This is a genomic window from Streptomyces sp. TBY4 (assembly GCF_024213195.1).
In the GTDB taxonomy this organism is placed as follows: Bacteria; Actinomycetota; Actinomycetes; order Streptomycetales; family Streptomycetaceae; genus Streptomyces.
On record NZ_JANAVF010000009.1, the window covers coordinates 294,124 to 310,260 of the forward strand.

A 16,137-nucleotide genomic window follows, 5' to 3' on the forward strand; every position below is an offset into this window, starting at 1 on the left:
CATGTCACGGATACGGGCCGCGGTGCTGGGTTCGCCGATCGAGCACTCGCTCTCACCGGTGCTGCACCGCGCCGCGTACCAGGAGCTCGGCCTCGACGCGTGGTCGTACGACCGCTTCGAGATCGACGAGGCCGCGCTCCCCGGCTTCATGGCACAGCTCGGCCCCGAGTGGGCCGGGCTGTCGCTGACCATGCCGCTCAAGCGGGCGATCATGCCGCTGCTGGACGGGATCAGCGACACCGCCGCCTCGGTGGAGGCGGTCAACACGGTCGTCTTCACCGAGGACGGCCGCCGGGTCGGCGACAACACCGACATCCCGGGGATCGTCGCCGCTCTGCACGAGCGCGGGGTCGAGAAGGTCCCGGCCGCCGCGATCCTCGGCGCCGGGGCCACCGCCTCCTCGGCGCTGGCCGCGCTCGCGCGGATCTGCACCGGCGAGGTGACCGCGTACGTACGCTCGGAGGCCCGTGCCGCCGAGATGCGCGAGTGGGGCGAGCGGCTCGGCGTGGACGTCCGTACGGTCGACTGGTCGCGGGCGGCCGAGGCGCTGGCCGCGCCGCTGGTCATCGCCACCACCCCGGCCGGTGCCACGGACGGGCTGGCCGCCTCCGTGCCCGCCTCCCCGGGCACCCTCTTCGACGTGCTGTACGACCCCTGGCCCACCGCACTCGCGGCCGCCTGGTCCGGCCACGGCGGCCGGCTGGTGGGCGGGCTCGACCTGCTGGTGCACCAGGCCGTCCTCCAGGTCGAGCAGATGACCGGCCGGACCCCGGGACCGCTCGCCGCCATGCGGGCCGCCGGAGAGCGGGCACTCGCCGCCCGTTAGGCTCCTCACCTGCGACGACGGGGCTGAGGGGGGCGCGTGGACGGGATCGGCACGGACGAGGTGCTGGCATCGCGGTGGGACGGCGCGTACGCGGTCGGCCTCTTCCTGCGCGCTCTGCTCGGCTCGCTGCCCGACTGGGTGAAGGTGACCGTCGGCGGGCTCGTGGGCGCCGTGCTCCTCTGGGAGGTCCACCGGTGGTGGTCCCGGCGCCGGGCCGCCGTCCGATAGCTGGACCGGAGGCCGGTATACCGGCTCGGACATGGGAGGATCGGGGTAAGGCGGGTCCGGGCCGCGCACCCGATCGCGCCATCGATGAATCAGGCGCGAGCACGAGGAGCATCGTTGAGCAGGTTGCGTTGGCTGACGGCCGGGGAGTCCCACGGCCCGGCTCTGGTAGCGACGCTGGAGGGCCTTCCCGCCGGCGTCCCGATCACCACCGCGCTGGTGGCCGACCACCTGGCCCGGCGCCGGCTCGGCTACGGCCGCGGTGCCCGGATGAAGTTCGAGCAGGACGAGATCACCTTCCTCGGCGGTGTCCGCCACGGCCTGTCCCAGGGCGGCCCCGTCGCCGTGATGATCGGCAACACCGAGTGGCCCAAGTGGGAGACCGTGATGTCGGCCGACCCGGTCGACCCCTCCCTCCTCAAGGAGACGGGCCGCAATGCCGCCCTGACCCGCCCCCGCCCCGGTCACGCCGACCTCGCGGGGATGCAGAAGTACGGCTTCTCGGAGGCCCGGCCGATCCTGGAGCGCGCGAGCGCCCGTGAGACGGCTGCGCGTGTGGCGCTCGGTGCTGTTGCCCGGTCCTTCATCAAGGAGGTCGCCGGGATCGAGATCGTTTCCCACGTGGTGGAGCTGGCGGCGGCCAAGGCCCCGTACGGGGTGTACCCGACCCCGGCCGATGTGGAGAAGCTGGACGCCGATCCGGTGCGCTGCCTGGATGCGGACGCGTCGAAGCAGATGGTCGCGGAGATCGACCAGGCCCACAAGGACGGTGACACCCTCGGTGGTGTCGTGGAGGTCCTGGCGTACGGGGTGCCGGTCGGTCTCGGCTCGCACGTGCACTGGGACCGGCGTCTGGACGCGCGCCTCGCGGCGGCGCTGATGGGCATCCAGGCGATCAAGGGCGTCGAGGTCGGCGACGGCTTCGACCTGGCCCGTGTGCCGGGCTCGCAGGCGCACGACGAGATCGTCTCGACCCCCGAGGGCCTCAAGCGGACCTCTGGCCGTTCCGGCGGCACCGAGGGCGGTCTGACCACCGGCGAACTCCTGCGCGTACGCGCGGCGATGAAGCCGATCGCGACCGTTCCGAAGGCGCTGGCGACGGTGGACGTGGCGACCGGTGAGGCGACGGTGGCCCACCACCAGCGCTCCGACGTGTGCGCGGTGCCCGCCGCGGGCATCGTGGCCGAGGCCATGGTGGCCCTCGTGCTGGCCGACGCCGTGGTCGAGAAGTTCGGCGGCGACTCCGTCCCCGAGACCCGCCGCAACGTGCAGTCCTACCTCGAGAACCTGCAGATCCGGTGACCGGCGCCACCGGCACCGGCCCCGTGGTGGTCCTCGTCGGCCCCATGGGCTCCGGCAAGTCCACCGTGGGTGAAATCATCGCGCGGCAGCTCGGCGTCTCCTACCGGGACACCGACGCCGACATCGTCGCGGCCCAGGGCCGGGAGATCTCCGACATCTTCGTCGACGAGGGCGAACCGTACTTCCGCGAGCTGGAGCGGGAGGCGGTCGCCGCCGCCGTCGCCGGACACGACGGGGTCCTCGCCCTCGGCGGCGGCGCCGTCCTCGACGAGAAGACGCGCGGACTCCTGACCGGGCTTCCCGTCGCCTACCTCTCGATGGACGTCGAGGAAGCCGTCAAGCGCGTGGGCCTCGGCGCCGCGCGCCCGCTGCTCGCCGTCAACCCGCGCCGCCAGTGGCGCGAGCTGATGGAGGCCAGGCGCCCCCTGTACACCGAAGTCGCGCGCGTCGTGGTAGCCACCGACGCCCGTACCCCCGAAGAGGTCGCCCAGGCGGTCCTCGACGCTCTGGAGTTGAAGAACGCATGACAGACCAGGTGACGCGGATCCAGGTCGGCGCGAGCGCCGGGCACGACGCGTACGAGGTGCTGGTCGGCCGGCAGCTGCTCGGCGAGCTCGGCTCCCTGATCGGTACGAAGGCCCAGCGGGTCGCCGTCATCCACCCCGAGGCCCTCGCCTCGACCGGTGAGGCCCTGCGGGACGACCTCGCCGCGCAGGGGTACGAGGCCATCGCCATCCAGGTGCCGAACGCCGAAGAGGCCAAGACCGCCGAGGTGGCCGCGTACTGCTGGAAGGCGCTGGGCCAGTCCGGCTTCACCCGCACCGACGCCGTCGTCGGCGTCGGCGGGGGATCCACCACCGACCTCGCGGGCTTCGTCGCGGCCTCCTGGCTGCGCGGGGTGCGCTGGATCGCCGTTCCGACCACCATCCTGGCGATGGTGGACGCGGCCGTCGGCGGCAAGACCGGCATCAACACCGCCGAGGGCAAGAACCTCGTCGGCGCCTTCCACCCGCCGGCCGGCGTGCTCTGCGACCTGGCGGCGCTGGAGTCGCTGCCGGTCAACGACTACGTCAGCGGTCTCGCCGAGATCATCAAGGCCGGATTCATCTCCGACCCGGTGATCCTCGACCTGATCGAGGCGGACCCGGAAGCGGCGCGCACGCCCGCCGGCCCGCACACGGCCGAGCTGATCTGCCGCTCCATCCAGGTCAAGGCCGACGTGGTCTCCAGCGACCTCAAGGAATCGGGCCTGCGGGAGATCCTCAACTACGGGCACACCCTCGCGCACGCCATCGAGAAGAACGAGCGCTACAAGTGGCGCCACGGCGCGGCCGTCTCGATCGGCATGGTCTTCGCCGCCGAACTGGGCCGTCTCGCGGGCCGGCTCGACGACGAGACGGCCGACCGGCACAAGGCGGTCCTCGCCTCGGTGGGGCTGCCGCTGACCTACGCCGGCGACCAGTGGCCCAAGCTGCTGGAGACCATGAAGCTCGACAAGAAGTCCCGGGGCGACCTGCTGCGCTTCATCGTCCTGGACGGGCTGGCGAAGCCGACCGTCCTGGAGGGTCCCGATCCGGCCGTCCTCGTGGCGGCCTTCGGCGAGGTCACGGCCTGAACCGGCCGGGCCGGTGCGAACCGGCCCGGACCGGCCTCAATCGGACCACCTTGTGACCGCGTGACCCGACGGGCCTCCGGGGTCATATAACGTTCTCGCATCAGTCGTGCTGGAACGAGACGGAGTGGCAGCCGATGCAGCAAGGAGTGGGAGGCGGGGGCTGGGAGCAGCCGGGGGGCCGGCACCCGGCGGCACCCGCGCGGCCGCCGGTACCGCCGGCGGCGGGCTGGGCCGCGCCGCCCCCGCCACCCGTGCCTTCCGCAGCCCTGGCCGCGCCGGGTCCGCCGGACGGGTTCACCGGGCACGTCCCGCTGCCGCCCGCCGTCCCCGGCACCGGCGGAGCCACCCTCGCGGTCCTGCTGATCGGCCCCGCGGGTGCCGGCAAGACCACGGTGGCCCGTCACTGGGCCGGCACCCGGCCCGTCCCGACCGCGCACATCAGCCTGGACGACGTACGGGAATGGGTGTGCTCCGGCTTCGCGGACCCGCAGGCCGGCTGGAACGACCACTCCGAGGCCCAGTACCGCCTGGCCCGCCGCACCTGCGGCTTCGCCGCCCGGAACTTCCTGGCCAACGGGATCTCCTGCATCCTCGACGACGCGGTCTTCCCCGACCGGCCGGTGGTCGGCCTCGGCGGCTGGAAGCGCCATGTGGGGCCCGCGCTGCTGCCGGTCGTCCTGCTGCCCGGCCTGGAGATCGTCCTGGAGCGCAACGCCGCCCGTTCCGGCAACCGCCGCCTCTCCGACGAGGAGGTCGCGCGGATCCACGGCCGCATGGCCGGCTGGTACGGATCCGGGCTGCCGATCATCGACAACTCCCACCTGGACGTGGAGGGCACCGCCCGCGCCCTGGACGAGACCCTGGCCCGGGTCATCTCGCAGCCGGCCTACTGACACCCGGCCTACTGATACTCGGCCCGGCCCCCGTACGGCCGCGCTCACCAGGCCGGATGCGCGCAGCGCTCGTAGGCTCGGAAACATGTCAGACGTGTACGCGGCCCGCCGGGGCCTGCTTCGCGACCGCTGTGCGGCCGCCGGAAACGCCGCCGCACTCATCACGCGTCCGGCGAACGTCCGCTACCTCTCCGGGGCGTCGCCGCTGGGCGCGGTCCTGCTGGTCGGTCCGGGCGGCGAGGACATGCTGTACTGCGCCGGGCAGCCCACCGGGGAGGCCGACGAGGGACGGCTCGACGAGCACCTGCGGCTCTCCGTACTGGCCGGCCCCGGGGCGGATCCCGCCGTCGCGGCCGCCGACGCGGCCTCCGCGGCCCGCGCCGACTCCCTCGCCGTCGAGGAACACCACCTCACCGTCGGCCGGCACCGCGCCATCGGCTCGGTGGCGCCCCGACTGCGCCTCGCCGACCTGGGGACCGCGGTCGAGCAGCAGCGCCTCGTCAAGGACGAGGAGGAGATCGCCTGCCTGCGGATCGCCGCCGAGATCGCCGACCAGGCCCTGGGCGAGCTGCTGGAATCGATCCTGGTGGGCCGCACCGAACGGCACCTCGCGCTGGAACTGGAACGCCGCCTCGTGGACCACGGGGCCGACGGCCCGGCCTTCCCGACCTCCGTCGGCACCGGCCCGCACTCCGGCCGCTCCCGCCACCGGCCCTCGGACCGGAGGGTCGAGGAGGGTGATTTCCTCTCCGTCTGCCTCGGCGCGAACTACCGGGGCTACCGCTGCGAGATCGGCCGCACCTTCGTGATCGGCACCACCCCGGCCGACTGGCAGATCGAGCTGTACGACCTCGTCTTCGCCGCCCAGCGGGCGGGCCGGGAGGCCCTGCTGCCCGGGGCCGCGTACCGAGATGTGGATCACGCGGCCCGCTCCGTACTCGACTCCGCAGGTCACGGCGAGGCCCTCGCGGCGTGGACCGGACACGGTGTCGGTCTCGAAATCGACGAGGACCCGCAGCTTGCACCTACGGCCATGGGTAAACTGGACGCTTGCGTGCCGGTCACCGTCGAGCCGGGGGTTCACCTCCCTGGCCGGGGCGGCGTCCGGATCGATGACACGCTCGTCGTGCGCCCCGAGGCGGACGGCGGTCCCGAGCTACTCACCATTACGACCAAGGAGCTGCTCGCGCTCTAGCCCGCACCGCCGGGCTGTGCGCGCACCCGCGGTCTTCCAGTGCAGGAGATTCCCAAACCGTGGCTTCCACGAACGACCTCAAGAACGGCATGGTGCTCAAGCTCGACGGTGGCCAGCTCTGGTCCGTCGTCGAGTTCCAGCACGTCAAGCCCGGCAAGGGCCCGGCCTTCGTGCGCACCAAGCTGAAGAGCGTCATGTCCGGCAAGGTCGTCGACAAGACGTTCAACGCCGGCACCAAGGTCGAGACGGCCACCATCGACCGCCGCGACATGCAGTTCTCCTACATGGACGGCGAGTACTTCGTCTTCATGGACATGGAGGACTTCGACCAGCTGATGGTCGACAAGAAGGCCGTCGGCGACGCCGCCAACTTCCTCATCGAGGGCTTCACCGCCTCCGTGGCCCGCCACGAGGGCGAGGTGCTCTACGTCGAGCTCCCGGCCGCCGTCGAGCTGACCATCGAGCACACCGACCCGGGCGTCCAGGGCGACCGCTCCACCGGTGGCACCAAGCCGGCGACGCTGGAGACGGGCCACGAGATCCAGGTCCCGCTCTTCATCAACACCGGTGAGAAGATCAAGGTCGACACCCGCACCAGCGACTACCTCGGCCGGGTGAACAGCTAACCGTGGCTGCCCGGAGCAACGCGCGCAAGCGCGCTTTCCAGATCCTGTTCGAGGCCGACCAGCGCGGGGTCTCCGTGCGGGAGGTCCTCGCGGACTGGGTCCGCCACTCGCGGTCGGACACCGACCGTCAGCCCCCGGTGAACGAGTTCACCATGGAGCTCGTCGAGGGGTACGCCGACAAGGTGGACCGCATCGACGATCTGATCGCCACCTACGCCGTGGACTGGGACCTCGACCGCATGCCGGTCGTGGACCGGAACATCGTGCGCCTCGGTGCCTACGAGCTGATCTGGGTCGACGGAACCCCGGACGCCGTGGCCATCGACGAGGCCGTCCAGCTGGCCAAGGAGTTCTCCACGGACGAGTCTCCCTCGTTCGTGAACGGACTGCTCGCCCGCTTCAAGGACCTCAAGCCGAAGCTGCGCCGCAGCGAGAGCTGAGACGAGAGCAGGCAGGCGCCGTACGGCGCGAACGGAGGGCCCGCAGCGCACGCGCGCTGCGGGCCCTCCGTCGTGTACGGAAACCGGGACGGCATGAAAAAACCGGTGGGTCCGGGAGCCTGTCGGCTCCCGGACCCACCGGTAAACGTTTCTGCTGAGGACTGGGGGACTAGATGTCCTCGTGCGCCACCGCGCGGCGCGCGTCCGCGTCCAGCACGCCCCAGCTGATGAGCTGCTCGGTCAGGACCGAGGGCGACTGGTCGTAGATGACGGCGAGGGTGCGCAGGTCGTCCTGGCGGATCGAGAGCACCTTGCCGTTGTAGTCGCCGCGCTGGGACTGGATGGTCGCCGCGTAACGCTGCAGCGGGCCGGCCTTCTCGGCGGGGACGTGGGCGAGGCGCTCCAGGTCCAGACGCAGCTTCGGCGGCGGCTCGGCCGCTCCGCCGGGGGTCGTGCCCGGCAGCAGTTCCTGCACCGGCACCCCGTAGAAGTCCGCCAGCTCGGCGAGACGCTGGACGGTCACGGCGCGGTCCCCGCGCTCGTAAGAACCGACCACCACGGCCTTCCACCGGCCCTGGGACTTCTCCTCGACACCGTGGAGGGAAAGGCCCTGCTGGGTGCGGATGGCGCGGAGCTTGGCCCCGAGCTGTTTGGCGTATTCGCTGGACATAACGCTCCCGGACGCTGTGACGACATGACCACGTGCGGCTCCGCCGCGCGGCTGGTAACTCACTGTGAGGTTACGCAGCGTTACTTGGATGCGTCAAGCCGAATGGTCTCCAACGCCCACTTAAGAGGGGTCCTGGTCTGCCCCGATGTCGGGTCCCGGGAATCCCCCTGCTACCGTGGAACGCGTACATCCGACGTCCTTTAAGGTCCGTCCCGTGAGGCGGAGAAGGAGGTCCTTTTCATGGACACCCAGCATTCCCCGCAGTCTGCGAACACCGGTACCGATGCCGAAGTCATGCGCCCCGTTCTCGAAGCGCAGGACATCGCCCGTGTTCTGACCCGCATCGCCCACGAAATCGTCGAACGCGCCAAGGGCGCCGACGACGTGGTGCTCCTCGGGATCCCCACCCGCGGTGTGTTCCTCGCCCGCCGGCTGGCCGCCAAGCTCGAAGAGATCACCGGCACGAAGATCCCGGTCGGCTCCCTCGACATCACCATGTACCGCGACGACCTGCGGATGAAGCCGGCCCGCGCGATCGGCCGCACCGAGATTCCCGGCGACGACATCGACGGCCGCCTGGTCGTCCTCGTCGACGACGTTCTCTTCTCCGGCCGCACCATCCGCGCCGCCCTCGACGCCCTCGGGGACCTCGGCCGCCCCCGCGCGGTGCAGCTCGCCGTCCTCGTCGACCGCGGCCACCGCGAACTGCCGATCCGCGCCGACTACGTCGGCAAGAACCTCCCCACGTCGCTGCGCGAGAACGTCCAGGTCCAGGTCCAGGAGGAGGACGGCCGTGACGCCGTGCTGCTCGGCCAGCGGACCGCCCGGGCAGCCGGGCAGTAGTCCCCGCGCACGGCCGGGCCCCCGGGGTCCGCGCCGGAGACTGCCGTGCCCGCGGCCCGGCGGGCCCGCCTGCCCTCACCACGGCTTTGACATCACCACAGCCTTGACCTCACCACGGCTTTGAACTCACCACGGCCTTGACCTCACCACGGCTTTGAACTCACCGACCTACGGAGCACCCGGATGAAGCGCCACCTCATCTCGGCCGCCGATCTCACGCGCGACGACGCCGTCCTGATCCTCGACACCGCCGAGGAGATGGCACGCGTCGCGGACCGGCCGATCAAGAAGCTGCCCACCCTGCGCGGCCGCACGATCTGCAACCTCTTCTTCGAGGACTCGACCCGCACCCGGATCTCCTTCGAGGCCGCCGAGAAGCGCCTTTCCGCCGATGTCATCAACTTCGCGGCCAAGGGGTCCAGCGTCTCCAAGGGCGAGTCCCTCAAGGACACCGCCCAGACCCTGGAGGCCATGGGCGTCGACGCGGTCGTCATCCGCCACCACGCCTCCGGCGCCCCCTACCGCCTCGCCACCTCCGGCTGGATCGACGCCCCGGTCATCAACGCCGGCGACGGCACCCACGAGCACCCCACCCAGGCCCTGCTCGACGCCTTCACGATGCGCCGCCGCCTGGTCGGCAAGGACGCCGGGCTCGGCAAGGACCTGAACGGCCGCCGGATCACCATCGTCGGCGACGTCCTGCACAGCCGGGTCGCCCGCTCCAACGTCCACCTGCTGCACACCCTCGGCGCCGAGGTCACCCTGGTGGCCCCGCCCACCCTGGTCCCGGTCGGCGTCGAGGCCTGGCCGTGCGAGATCTCGTACAGCCTCGACGAGGTGCTGCCGAAGTCCGACGCGGTCATGATGCTGCGTGTGCAGCGCGAGCGGATGAACGCCGCCTTCTTCCCGACCGAGCGGGAGTACTCCCGCCGCTACGGCCTGGACGGAGCCCGCATGGCGCGCATGCCCGAGCACGCCATCGTGATGCACCCCGGCCCGATGGTCCGCGGCATGGAGATCACCGCCGAGGTCGCCGACTCCGACCGCTGCACGGTCATCGAGCAGGTCACCAACGGCGTCTCGATCCGGATGGCGGTCCTGTACCTGCTGCTCGGAGGCTCCGAGCCCGCCGTCACCACCACCAGCACGCCCCGCACCGAGGAGAGCAACTAAAGATGAGCAAGATCCTTATCCGTGGCGCGAAGGTACTCGGTGGCGACGTCCAGGACGTCCTGATCGACGGCGAGACCATCGCCGCCGTGGGCACGGACCTCGACGCCGGCGACGCGACCGTCATCGAGGCCGCGGGCCAGACCCTCCTCCCCGGCCTCGTCGACCTCCACACCCACCTGCGCGAGCCCGGCCGCGAGGACTCCGAGACCGTCCTCACCGGCACCCGCGCCGCCGCCTCCGGCGGCTACACCGCCGTCTTCGCCATGGCCAACACCTTCCCCGTCGCCGACACCGCCGGCGTCGTCGAGCAGGTGTGGCGCCTGGGCAAGGAGTCCGGCTACTGCGACGTGCAGCCCATCGGCGCCGTCACCGTCGGCCTGGAGGGCAAGCAGCTCTCCGAGCTCGGCGCCATGCACGAGTCCGCCGCCCGCGTCACCGTCTTCTCCGACGACGGCAAGTGCGTGGATGACGCCGTGATCATGCGCCGCGCCCTGGAGTACGTGAAGGCCTTCGGCGGCGTCGTCGCCCAGCACGCCCAGGAGCCCCGCCTCACCGAGGGCGCCCAGATGAACGAGGGCATCGTCTCGGCCGAGCTCGGCCTCGGCGGCTGGCCGGCCGTCGCGGAGGAGTCGATCATCGCCCGCGACGTGCTGCTCGCCGAGCACGTCGGCTCCCGCGTCCACATCTGCCACCTCTCCACCGCCGGCTCCGTCGAGATCATCCGCTGGGCCAAGTCCCGCGGCATCGACGTCACCGCCGAGGTCACCCCGCACCACCTGCTCCTCACCGACGAGCTCGTGCGCTCGTACAACCCGGTCTACAAGGTCAACCCGCCGCTGCGCACCGAGGCCGACGTGCTGGCCCTGCGCGAGGCGCTCGCCGACGGCACGATCGACATCGTCGCCACCGACCACGCCCCGCACCCGCACGAGGACAAGGACTGCGAGTGGGCCGCCGCCGCCATGGGCATGGTGGGCCTGGAGACCGCGCTCTCCGTCGTCCAGCAGACGATGGTGGAGACCGGACTGCTCGACTGGGCGGGCGTCGCCGAGCGCATGTCCTTCGCCCCGGCCCGCATCGGCGGCCTCCCGAACCACGGACGTCCCGTCTCGGCAGGTGAACCCGCGAACCTGACCTTGGTCGATACCTCGTACCGTGGTGTCGTGGACCCCGCACACTTCGCTTCCCGCAGCCGCAACACGCCCTACGAGGGCCGTGAGCTGCCGGGGCGCGTCACTCACACCTTCCTGCGGGGCCGGGCAACGGTCGTGGACGGGACGCTGGCGTGACACCTGCAGTAATCCAACTGGCCGCCGAGGCCGAACGACGGTCGGCGGAGGTGACGGACTGGGGCGCCCGCATCGCGTGGGTGATCGGTCTGCTCGTCTTCATCGCGTTCGTGTACTGGCTGATGCGGCAGGGCTGGAAATGGCGCGGCACCCTGCAGAACGATCTGCCGGAGCTGCCCGCCGCCCCCGGCGGCCTCCCCGAGCACCGGCTGGCCCTGACCGGCCGGTACCACGGGTCCACCACCGCCGGGCAGTGGCTCGACCGGATCGTCGCCCACGGACTGGGCGTCCGCAGCCGGGTCGAGCTCACGCTCACCGACGCGGGCCTCGACGTGGTCCGTCCGGGTGCCACCGACTTCTTCGTACCGGCCGCGCAGCTGCGCGGCGCCCGCCTCGACAAGGGAATCGCGGGCAAGGTACTCACCGAGGGCGGTCTCCTCGTCGTCACATGGGCGCACGGCGACAGGCTGATCGACTCCGGATTCCGCTCGGACCGTGCGGCGGAACACGCCGCCTGGGTCGAAGCGATCAACAACATGAACCACTCACTCACCACGACGGAAGGCGCCGAACGATGACGACCTCCACCAGGGGAGCAGCCAAAGCTCCCGCCGTACTCGTCCTGGAGGACGGTCGCATCTTCCGCGGCCGCGCCTACGGCGCTGTGGGGGAGACCTTCGGCGAGGCCGTGTTCTCCACCGGAATGACCGGCTACCAGGAGACCCTCACCGACCCGTCGTACCACCGGCAGGTCGTCGTGATGACCGCCCCGCACGTGGGCAACACCGGCGTCAACGACGAGGACCCCGAATCCTCCCGCATCTGGGTGGCCGGGTACGTCGTACGCGACCCCGCCCGCGTCCCCTCCAACTGGCGCTCCGTGCGCTCGCTCGACGAGGAGCTCGTCAAGCAGGGCGTCGTCGGGATCTCCGGCATCGACACCCGCGCCCTCACCCGCCACCTGCGCGAGCGCGGCGCCATGCGCGTCGGCATCTTCTCGGGCGAGGTCTGGGAGGGCGTCCGCGACGAGGCGCTGCTCGCCAAGGTCCAGGCCGCCCCGCAGATGAAGGGCGCCAACCTCTCCGCCGAGGTCGCCACCAAGGAGACGTACGTCGTCCCCGCGATCGGTGAGAAGAAGTTCACCGTCGCCGCCGTGGACCTCGGCATCAAGGGCATGACCCCGCACCGGATGGCCGAGCGCGGCATCGAGGTGCACGTGCTCCCCGCCACCGCCACCGTCGAGGACGTGTACGCGGTCAACCCCGACGGCGTGTTCTTCTCCAACGGCCCGGGCGACCCGGCCACCGCCGACCACGCGGTCTCCGTCATGCAGGGCGTCCTCGCCCGCAAGACCCCGCTCTTCGGCATCTGCTTCGGCAACCAGATCCTGGGCCGCGCGCTCGGCTTCGGCACCTACAAGCTGAAGTACGGCCACCGCGGCATCAACCAGCCGGTGCAGGACCGCACCACCGGCAAGGTCGAGATCACCGCGCACAACCACGGCTTCGCCGTGGACGCGCCCCTCGACAAGGTGTCCGAGACCCCCTACGGCCGCGCCGAGGTCTCGCACGTCTGCCTGAACGACAACGTCGTGGAAGGCCTCCAGCTGCTCGACCAGCCGGCCTTCTCCGTCCAGTACCACCCCGAGGCTGCCGCCGGCCCGCACGACGCCGCGTACCTCTTCGACCGTTTCACGTCCTTGATGGACGCAGCCCTGATGGAGGCCGAGCGTGCCTAAGCGCACCGATATCCAGTCCGTCCTGGTCATCGGCTCCGGCCCGATCGTCATCGGCCAGGCCGCGGAGTTCGACTACTCCGGAACCCAGGCCTGCCGCATCCTCAAGGCCGAGGGCCTGCGGGTGATCCTGGTGAACTCCAACCCCGCCACGATCATGACCGACCCGGAGATCGCCGACGCCACGTACGTCGAGCCGATCACCCCCGAGTTCGTCGAGAAGATCATCGCGAAGGAGCGCCCCGACGCGCTGCTCCCGACCCTCGGCGGCCAGACCGCGCTGAACACCGCCATCTCCATGCACGAGCAGGGTGTGCTGGAGAAGTACGGCGTCGAGCTCATCGGCGCCAACGTCGAGGCGATCAACAAGGGCGAGGACCGCGACCTCTTCAAGGGCGTCGTCGAAGCCGTCAACGCCAAGATCGGCTACGGCGAGTCCGCCCGCTCGGTCATCTGCCACACGATGGACGACGTCATCCAGGGTGTGGACACCCTCGGCGGCTACCCCGTCGTCGTGCGCCCCTCCTTCACCATGGGCGGCGCCGGCTCCGGCTTCGCCCACGACGAGGACGAGCTGCGCCGCATCGCCGGCCAGGGCCTCATGCTCTCCCCGACCACCGAGGTGCTCCTGGAGGAGTCCATCCTCGGCTGGAAGGAGTACGAGCTCGAGCTGATGCGCGACACCAAGGACAACGTCGTCGTCGTCTGCTCCATCGAGAACTTCGACCCGATGGGCGTCCACACCGGCGACTCCATCACCGTCGCCCCGGCGATGACGCTCACCGACCGCGAGTACCAGCGGCTGCGCGACATCGGCATCGCGATCATCCGCGAGGTCGGCGTCGACACCGGCGGCTGCAACATCCAGTTCGCGATCGACCCGGTCGACGGCCGCGTCATCGTCATCGAGATGAACCCGCGCGTCTCCCGGTCGTCCGCGCTCGCGTCGAAGGCCACGGGCTTCCCGATCGCCAAGATCGCCGCGAAGCTGGCCATCGGCTACACGCTCGACGAGGTCCCCAACGACATCACCGAGAAGACGCCGGCCTCCTTCGAGCCGTCCCTCGACTACGTCGTCGTCAAGGCCCCGCGCTTCGCCTTCGAGAAGTTCCCGCTCGCCGACGCCACCCTCACCACCACCATGAAGTCGGTGGGCGAGGCCATGGCCATCGGCCGCAACTTCACCGAGGCCCTGCAGAAGGCCCTGCGCTCGCTGGAGAAGAAGGGCTCGCAGTTCACCTTCGTCGGCCCGGTCGGCGACAAGGCCGAGCTGCTCGCCACCGCGGTCCGCCCCACCGACGGCCGCATCAACACCGTCATGCAGGCCATCCGCGCCGGCGCCACCCAGGAAGAAGTCTTCGAGTACACGAAGATCGACCCCTGGTTCGTCGACCAGCTCTTCCTCATCAAGGAGATCGCGGACGAGCTGGCCGCCGCCGACAAGCTCTACCCCGAGCTGCTCGCCGAGGCCAAGCGCCACGGCTTCTCCGACGCCCAGATCGCCGAGATCCGCGGCCTGCGCGAGGACGTGGTCCGCGAGGTCCGCCACGCGCTCGGCGTCCGCCCGGTCTACAAGACGGTCGACACCTGCGCCGCCGAGTTCGCCGCCAAGACCCCGTACTTCTACTCCTCGTACGACGAGGAGTCCGAGGTCGCCCCGCGCGAGAAGCCCGCGGTCATCATCCTGGGCTCCGGCCCGAACCGCATCGGCCAGGGCATCGAGTTCGACTACTCCTGCGTCCACGCCTCCTTCGCCCTCAGCGACGCCGGCTACGAGACCGTGATGGTCAACTGCAACCCGGAGACCGTCTCCACCGACTACGACACCTCCGACCGCCTGTACTTCGAGCCGCTGACGCTCGAAGACGTGCTGGAGATCGTCCACGCCGAGTCGCTGGCCGGCCCCATCGCCGGTGTCATCGTCCAGCTCGGCGGCCAGACCCCGCTGGGTCTCGCCCAGGCGCTCAAGGACAACGGCGTCCCGGTCGTCGGCACCCCGCCGGAGGCCATCCACGCCGCCGAGGACCGCGGCGCCTTCGGCCAGGTCCTCGCCGAGGCCGGCCTGCCCGCCCCCAAGCACGGCACCGCCACGACCTTCGCCGGCGCCAAGGCCATCGCCGACGAGATCGGCTACCCCGTCCTCGTACGCCCCTCGTACGTGCTCGGCGGCCGCGGCATGGAGATCGTCTACGACGAGGACCGGCTGTCCTCGTACATCGCCGAGTCCACCGAGATCTCGCCGACCCGCCCCGTGCTGGTCGACCGCTTCCTCGACGACGCGATCGAGATCGACGTCGACGCCCTCTACGACGGCACCGAGCTCTACCTCGGCGGCGTCATGGAGCACATCGAGGAAGCCGGCATCCACTCCGGCGACTCGGCATGCGCCCTGCCCCCGATCACCCTCGGCGGCTACGACATCAAGCGGCTGCGCGCCTCCACCGAGGCCATCGCCAAGGGTGTCGGCGTCCGCGGCCTGATCAACATCCAGTTCGCGATGGCGGGTGACATCCTCTACGTCCTGGAGGCCAACCCGCGCGCCTCCCGGACCGTCCCCTTCACCTCGAAGGCGACCGCCGTACCGCTCGCGAAGGCCGCCGCCCGCATCTCGCTCGGCGCCACCATCGCCGAGCTCCGCGAAGAGGGCATGCTCCCGAAGACCGGCGACGGCGGCACCCTGCCGCTCGACGCGCCGATCTCCGTCAAGGAGGCCGTCATGCCGTGGTCGCGCTTCCGCGACATCCACGGCCGCGGCGTCGACACCGTCCTCGGCCCGGAGATGCGCTCCACCGGCGAGGTCATGGGCATCGACTCCGTCTTCGGCACGGCGTACGCCAAGTCGCAGGCCGGCGCCTACGGCCCGCTGCCCACCAAGGGCCGCGCCTTCATCTCCGTCGCCAACCGCGACAAGCGCACGATGATCTTCCCGGCGCGCGAGCTCGTCGCCCACGGCTTCGAGCTGATGGCCACCTCCGGCACTGCCGAGGTCCTGCGCCGCAACGGCATCAACGCCACCGTCGTGCGCAAGCTCAGCGAGGGCGAGGGCCCGGACGGCGAGAAGACCATCGTCCAGCTCATCCACGACGGCCAGGTCGACCTGATCGTCAACACCCCGTACGGCACCGGTGGCCGCCTCGACGGCTACGAGATCCGTACGGCCGCAGTGGCGCGCGGAGTCCCGTGCCTCACCACGGTCCAGGCGCTCGCCGCGGCCGTCCAGGGCATCGACGCGCTCAACCGCGGCGACGTGGGCGTCCGTTCGCTCCAGGAGCACGCGGAGCGGCTGACGGCAGCCCGCGACTAGC

General features: G+C 71.0%; 16 protein-coding genes. 15 read left to right on the forward strand and 1 reads right to left on the reverse strand.

The genetic code is table 11. The annotated features are described in order from the left end of the window. Position 1: 1 nt before the first annotated feature. From NLX94_RS23105 to nusB, 9 genes are all read left to right on the forward strand, one after another. On the forward strand, positions 2-826 hold the full coding sequence (locus NLX94_RS23105; RefSeq protein ID WP_254384906.1) for a shikimate dehydrogenase: 825 nt from the start codon (positions 2-4) through the stop codon (positions 824-826). 36 nt (positions 827-862) lie between these two features. Then, the gene (locus NLX94_RS23110) at positions 863-1,054 is read left to right on the forward strand and encodes a hypothetical protein (protein WP_254384907.1); all 192 of its coding nucleotides are present in this window, start codon (positions 863-865) and stop codon (positions 1,052-1,054) included. 114 nt (positions 1,055-1,168) lie between these two features. Beyond that, positions 1,169-2,353, forward strand: coding sequence for a chorismate synthase (gene aroC, locus NLX94_RS23115; protein WP_254384908.1), 1,185 nt, complete (start codon positions 1,169-1,171; stop codon positions 2,351-2,353). Positions 2,354-2,397: 44 nt separating this feature from the next. Next, on the forward strand, positions 2,398-2,880 hold the full coding sequence (locus NLX94_RS23120; RefSeq protein ID WP_254384949.1) for a shikimate kinase: 483 nt from the start codon (positions 2,398-2,400) through the stop codon (positions 2,878-2,880). Continuing rightward, positions 2,877-3,968 (forward strand): 3-dehydroquinate synthase, encoded by a 1,092-nt coding sequence (aroB, locus tag NLX94_RS23125; RefSeq protein ID WP_254384909.1) that lies wholly within the window; start codon positions 2,877-2,879, stop codon positions 3,966-3,968. Before NLX94_RS23120 ends, aroB begins: the two co-directional genes overlap by 4 nt. Before the next feature lie 134 nt (positions 3,969-4,102). Beyond that, positions 4,103-4,861: an AAA family ATPase gene (locus NLX94_RS23130; RefSeq protein ID WP_254384910.1), complete on the forward strand. Its 759-nt coding sequence runs from the start codon at positions 4,103-4,105 to the stop codon at positions 4,859-4,861. Between the two features lie 85 nt (positions 4,862-4,946). Continuing rightward, entirely contained in the window at positions 4,947-6,056 is a 1,110-nt protein-coding gene (locus NLX94_RS23135; protein ID WP_254384911.1) for an aminopeptidase P family protein, read from the forward strand. A gap of 59 nt (positions 6,057-6,115) precedes the next feature. Continuing rightward, positions 6,116-6,682: an elongation factor P gene (gene efp, locus NLX94_RS23140; RefSeq protein WP_243334327.1), complete on the forward strand. Its 567-nt coding sequence runs from the start codon at positions 6,116-6,118 to the stop codon at positions 6,680-6,682. A 2-nt stretch (positions 6,683-6,684) separates the two neighbouring features. Further along, positions 6,685-7,122 (forward strand): transcription antitermination factor NusB, encoded by a 438-nt coding sequence (gene nusB / locus NLX94_RS23145; protein WP_254384912.1) that lies wholly within the window; start codon positions 6,685-6,687, stop codon positions 7,120-7,122. A gap of 169 nt (positions 7,123-7,291) precedes the next feature. Here the strand turns inward: nusB and bldD are convergent, their stop codons facing one another. Further along, on the reverse strand, positions 7,292-7,792 hold the full coding sequence (bldD, locus tag NLX94_RS23150; protein WP_069929708.1) for a transcriptional regulator BldD: 501 nt from the start codon (positions 7,790-7,792) through the stop codon (positions 7,292-7,294). 240 nt (positions 7,793-8,032) lie between these two features. Here bldD and pyrR point away from each other — a divergent pair, with 240 nt between their 5' ends. From pyrR to carB, 6 genes are all read left to right on the forward strand, one after another. Next, positions 8,033-8,635, forward strand: coding sequence for a bifunctional pyr operon transcriptional regulator/uracil phosphoribosyltransferase PyrR (pyrR, locus tag NLX94_RS23155; protein ID WP_302170343.1), 603 nt, complete (start codon positions 8,033-8,035; stop codon positions 8,633-8,635). Between the two features lie 183 nt (positions 8,636-8,818). After that, positions 8,819-9,808 (forward strand): aspartate carbamoyltransferase catalytic subunit, encoded by a 990-nt coding sequence (locus NLX94_RS23160; RefSeq protein WP_254384913.1) that lies wholly within the window; start codon positions 8,819-8,821, stop codon positions 9,806-9,808. 2 nt (positions 9,809-9,810) lie between these two features. Then, positions 9,811-11,097 (forward strand): dihydroorotase, encoded by a 1,287-nt coding sequence (locus tag NLX94_RS23165; protein ID WP_254384914.1) that lies wholly within the window; start codon positions 9,811-9,813, stop codon positions 11,095-11,097. After that, positions 11,094-11,675, forward strand: a complete 582-nt coding sequence (locus NLX94_RS23170) for a hypothetical protein (RefSeq protein ID WP_254384915.1) — start codon at positions 11,094-11,096, stop codon at positions 11,673-11,675. The genes NLX94_RS23165 and NLX94_RS23170 overlap by 4 nt, the downstream gene beginning before the upstream one ends. Continuing rightward, positions 11,672-12,835 carry a glutamine-hydrolyzing carbamoyl-phosphate synthase small subunit gene (gene carA, locus NLX94_RS23175; protein WP_254384916.1) on the forward strand — a complete coding sequence of 388 codons (1,164 nt, stop codon included), beginning with the start codon at positions 11,672-11,674 and terminating at the stop codon, positions 12,833-12,835. Before NLX94_RS23170 ends, carA begins: the two co-directional genes overlap by 4 nt. Then, positions 12,828-16,136, forward strand: a complete 3,309-nt coding sequence (carB, locus tag NLX94_RS23180; protein ID WP_254384917.1) for a carbamoyl-phosphate synthase large subunit — start codon at positions 12,828-12,830, stop codon at positions 16,134-16,136. The genes carA and carB overlap by 8 nt, the downstream gene beginning before the upstream one ends. Position 16,137 lies beyond the last annotated feature (1 nt).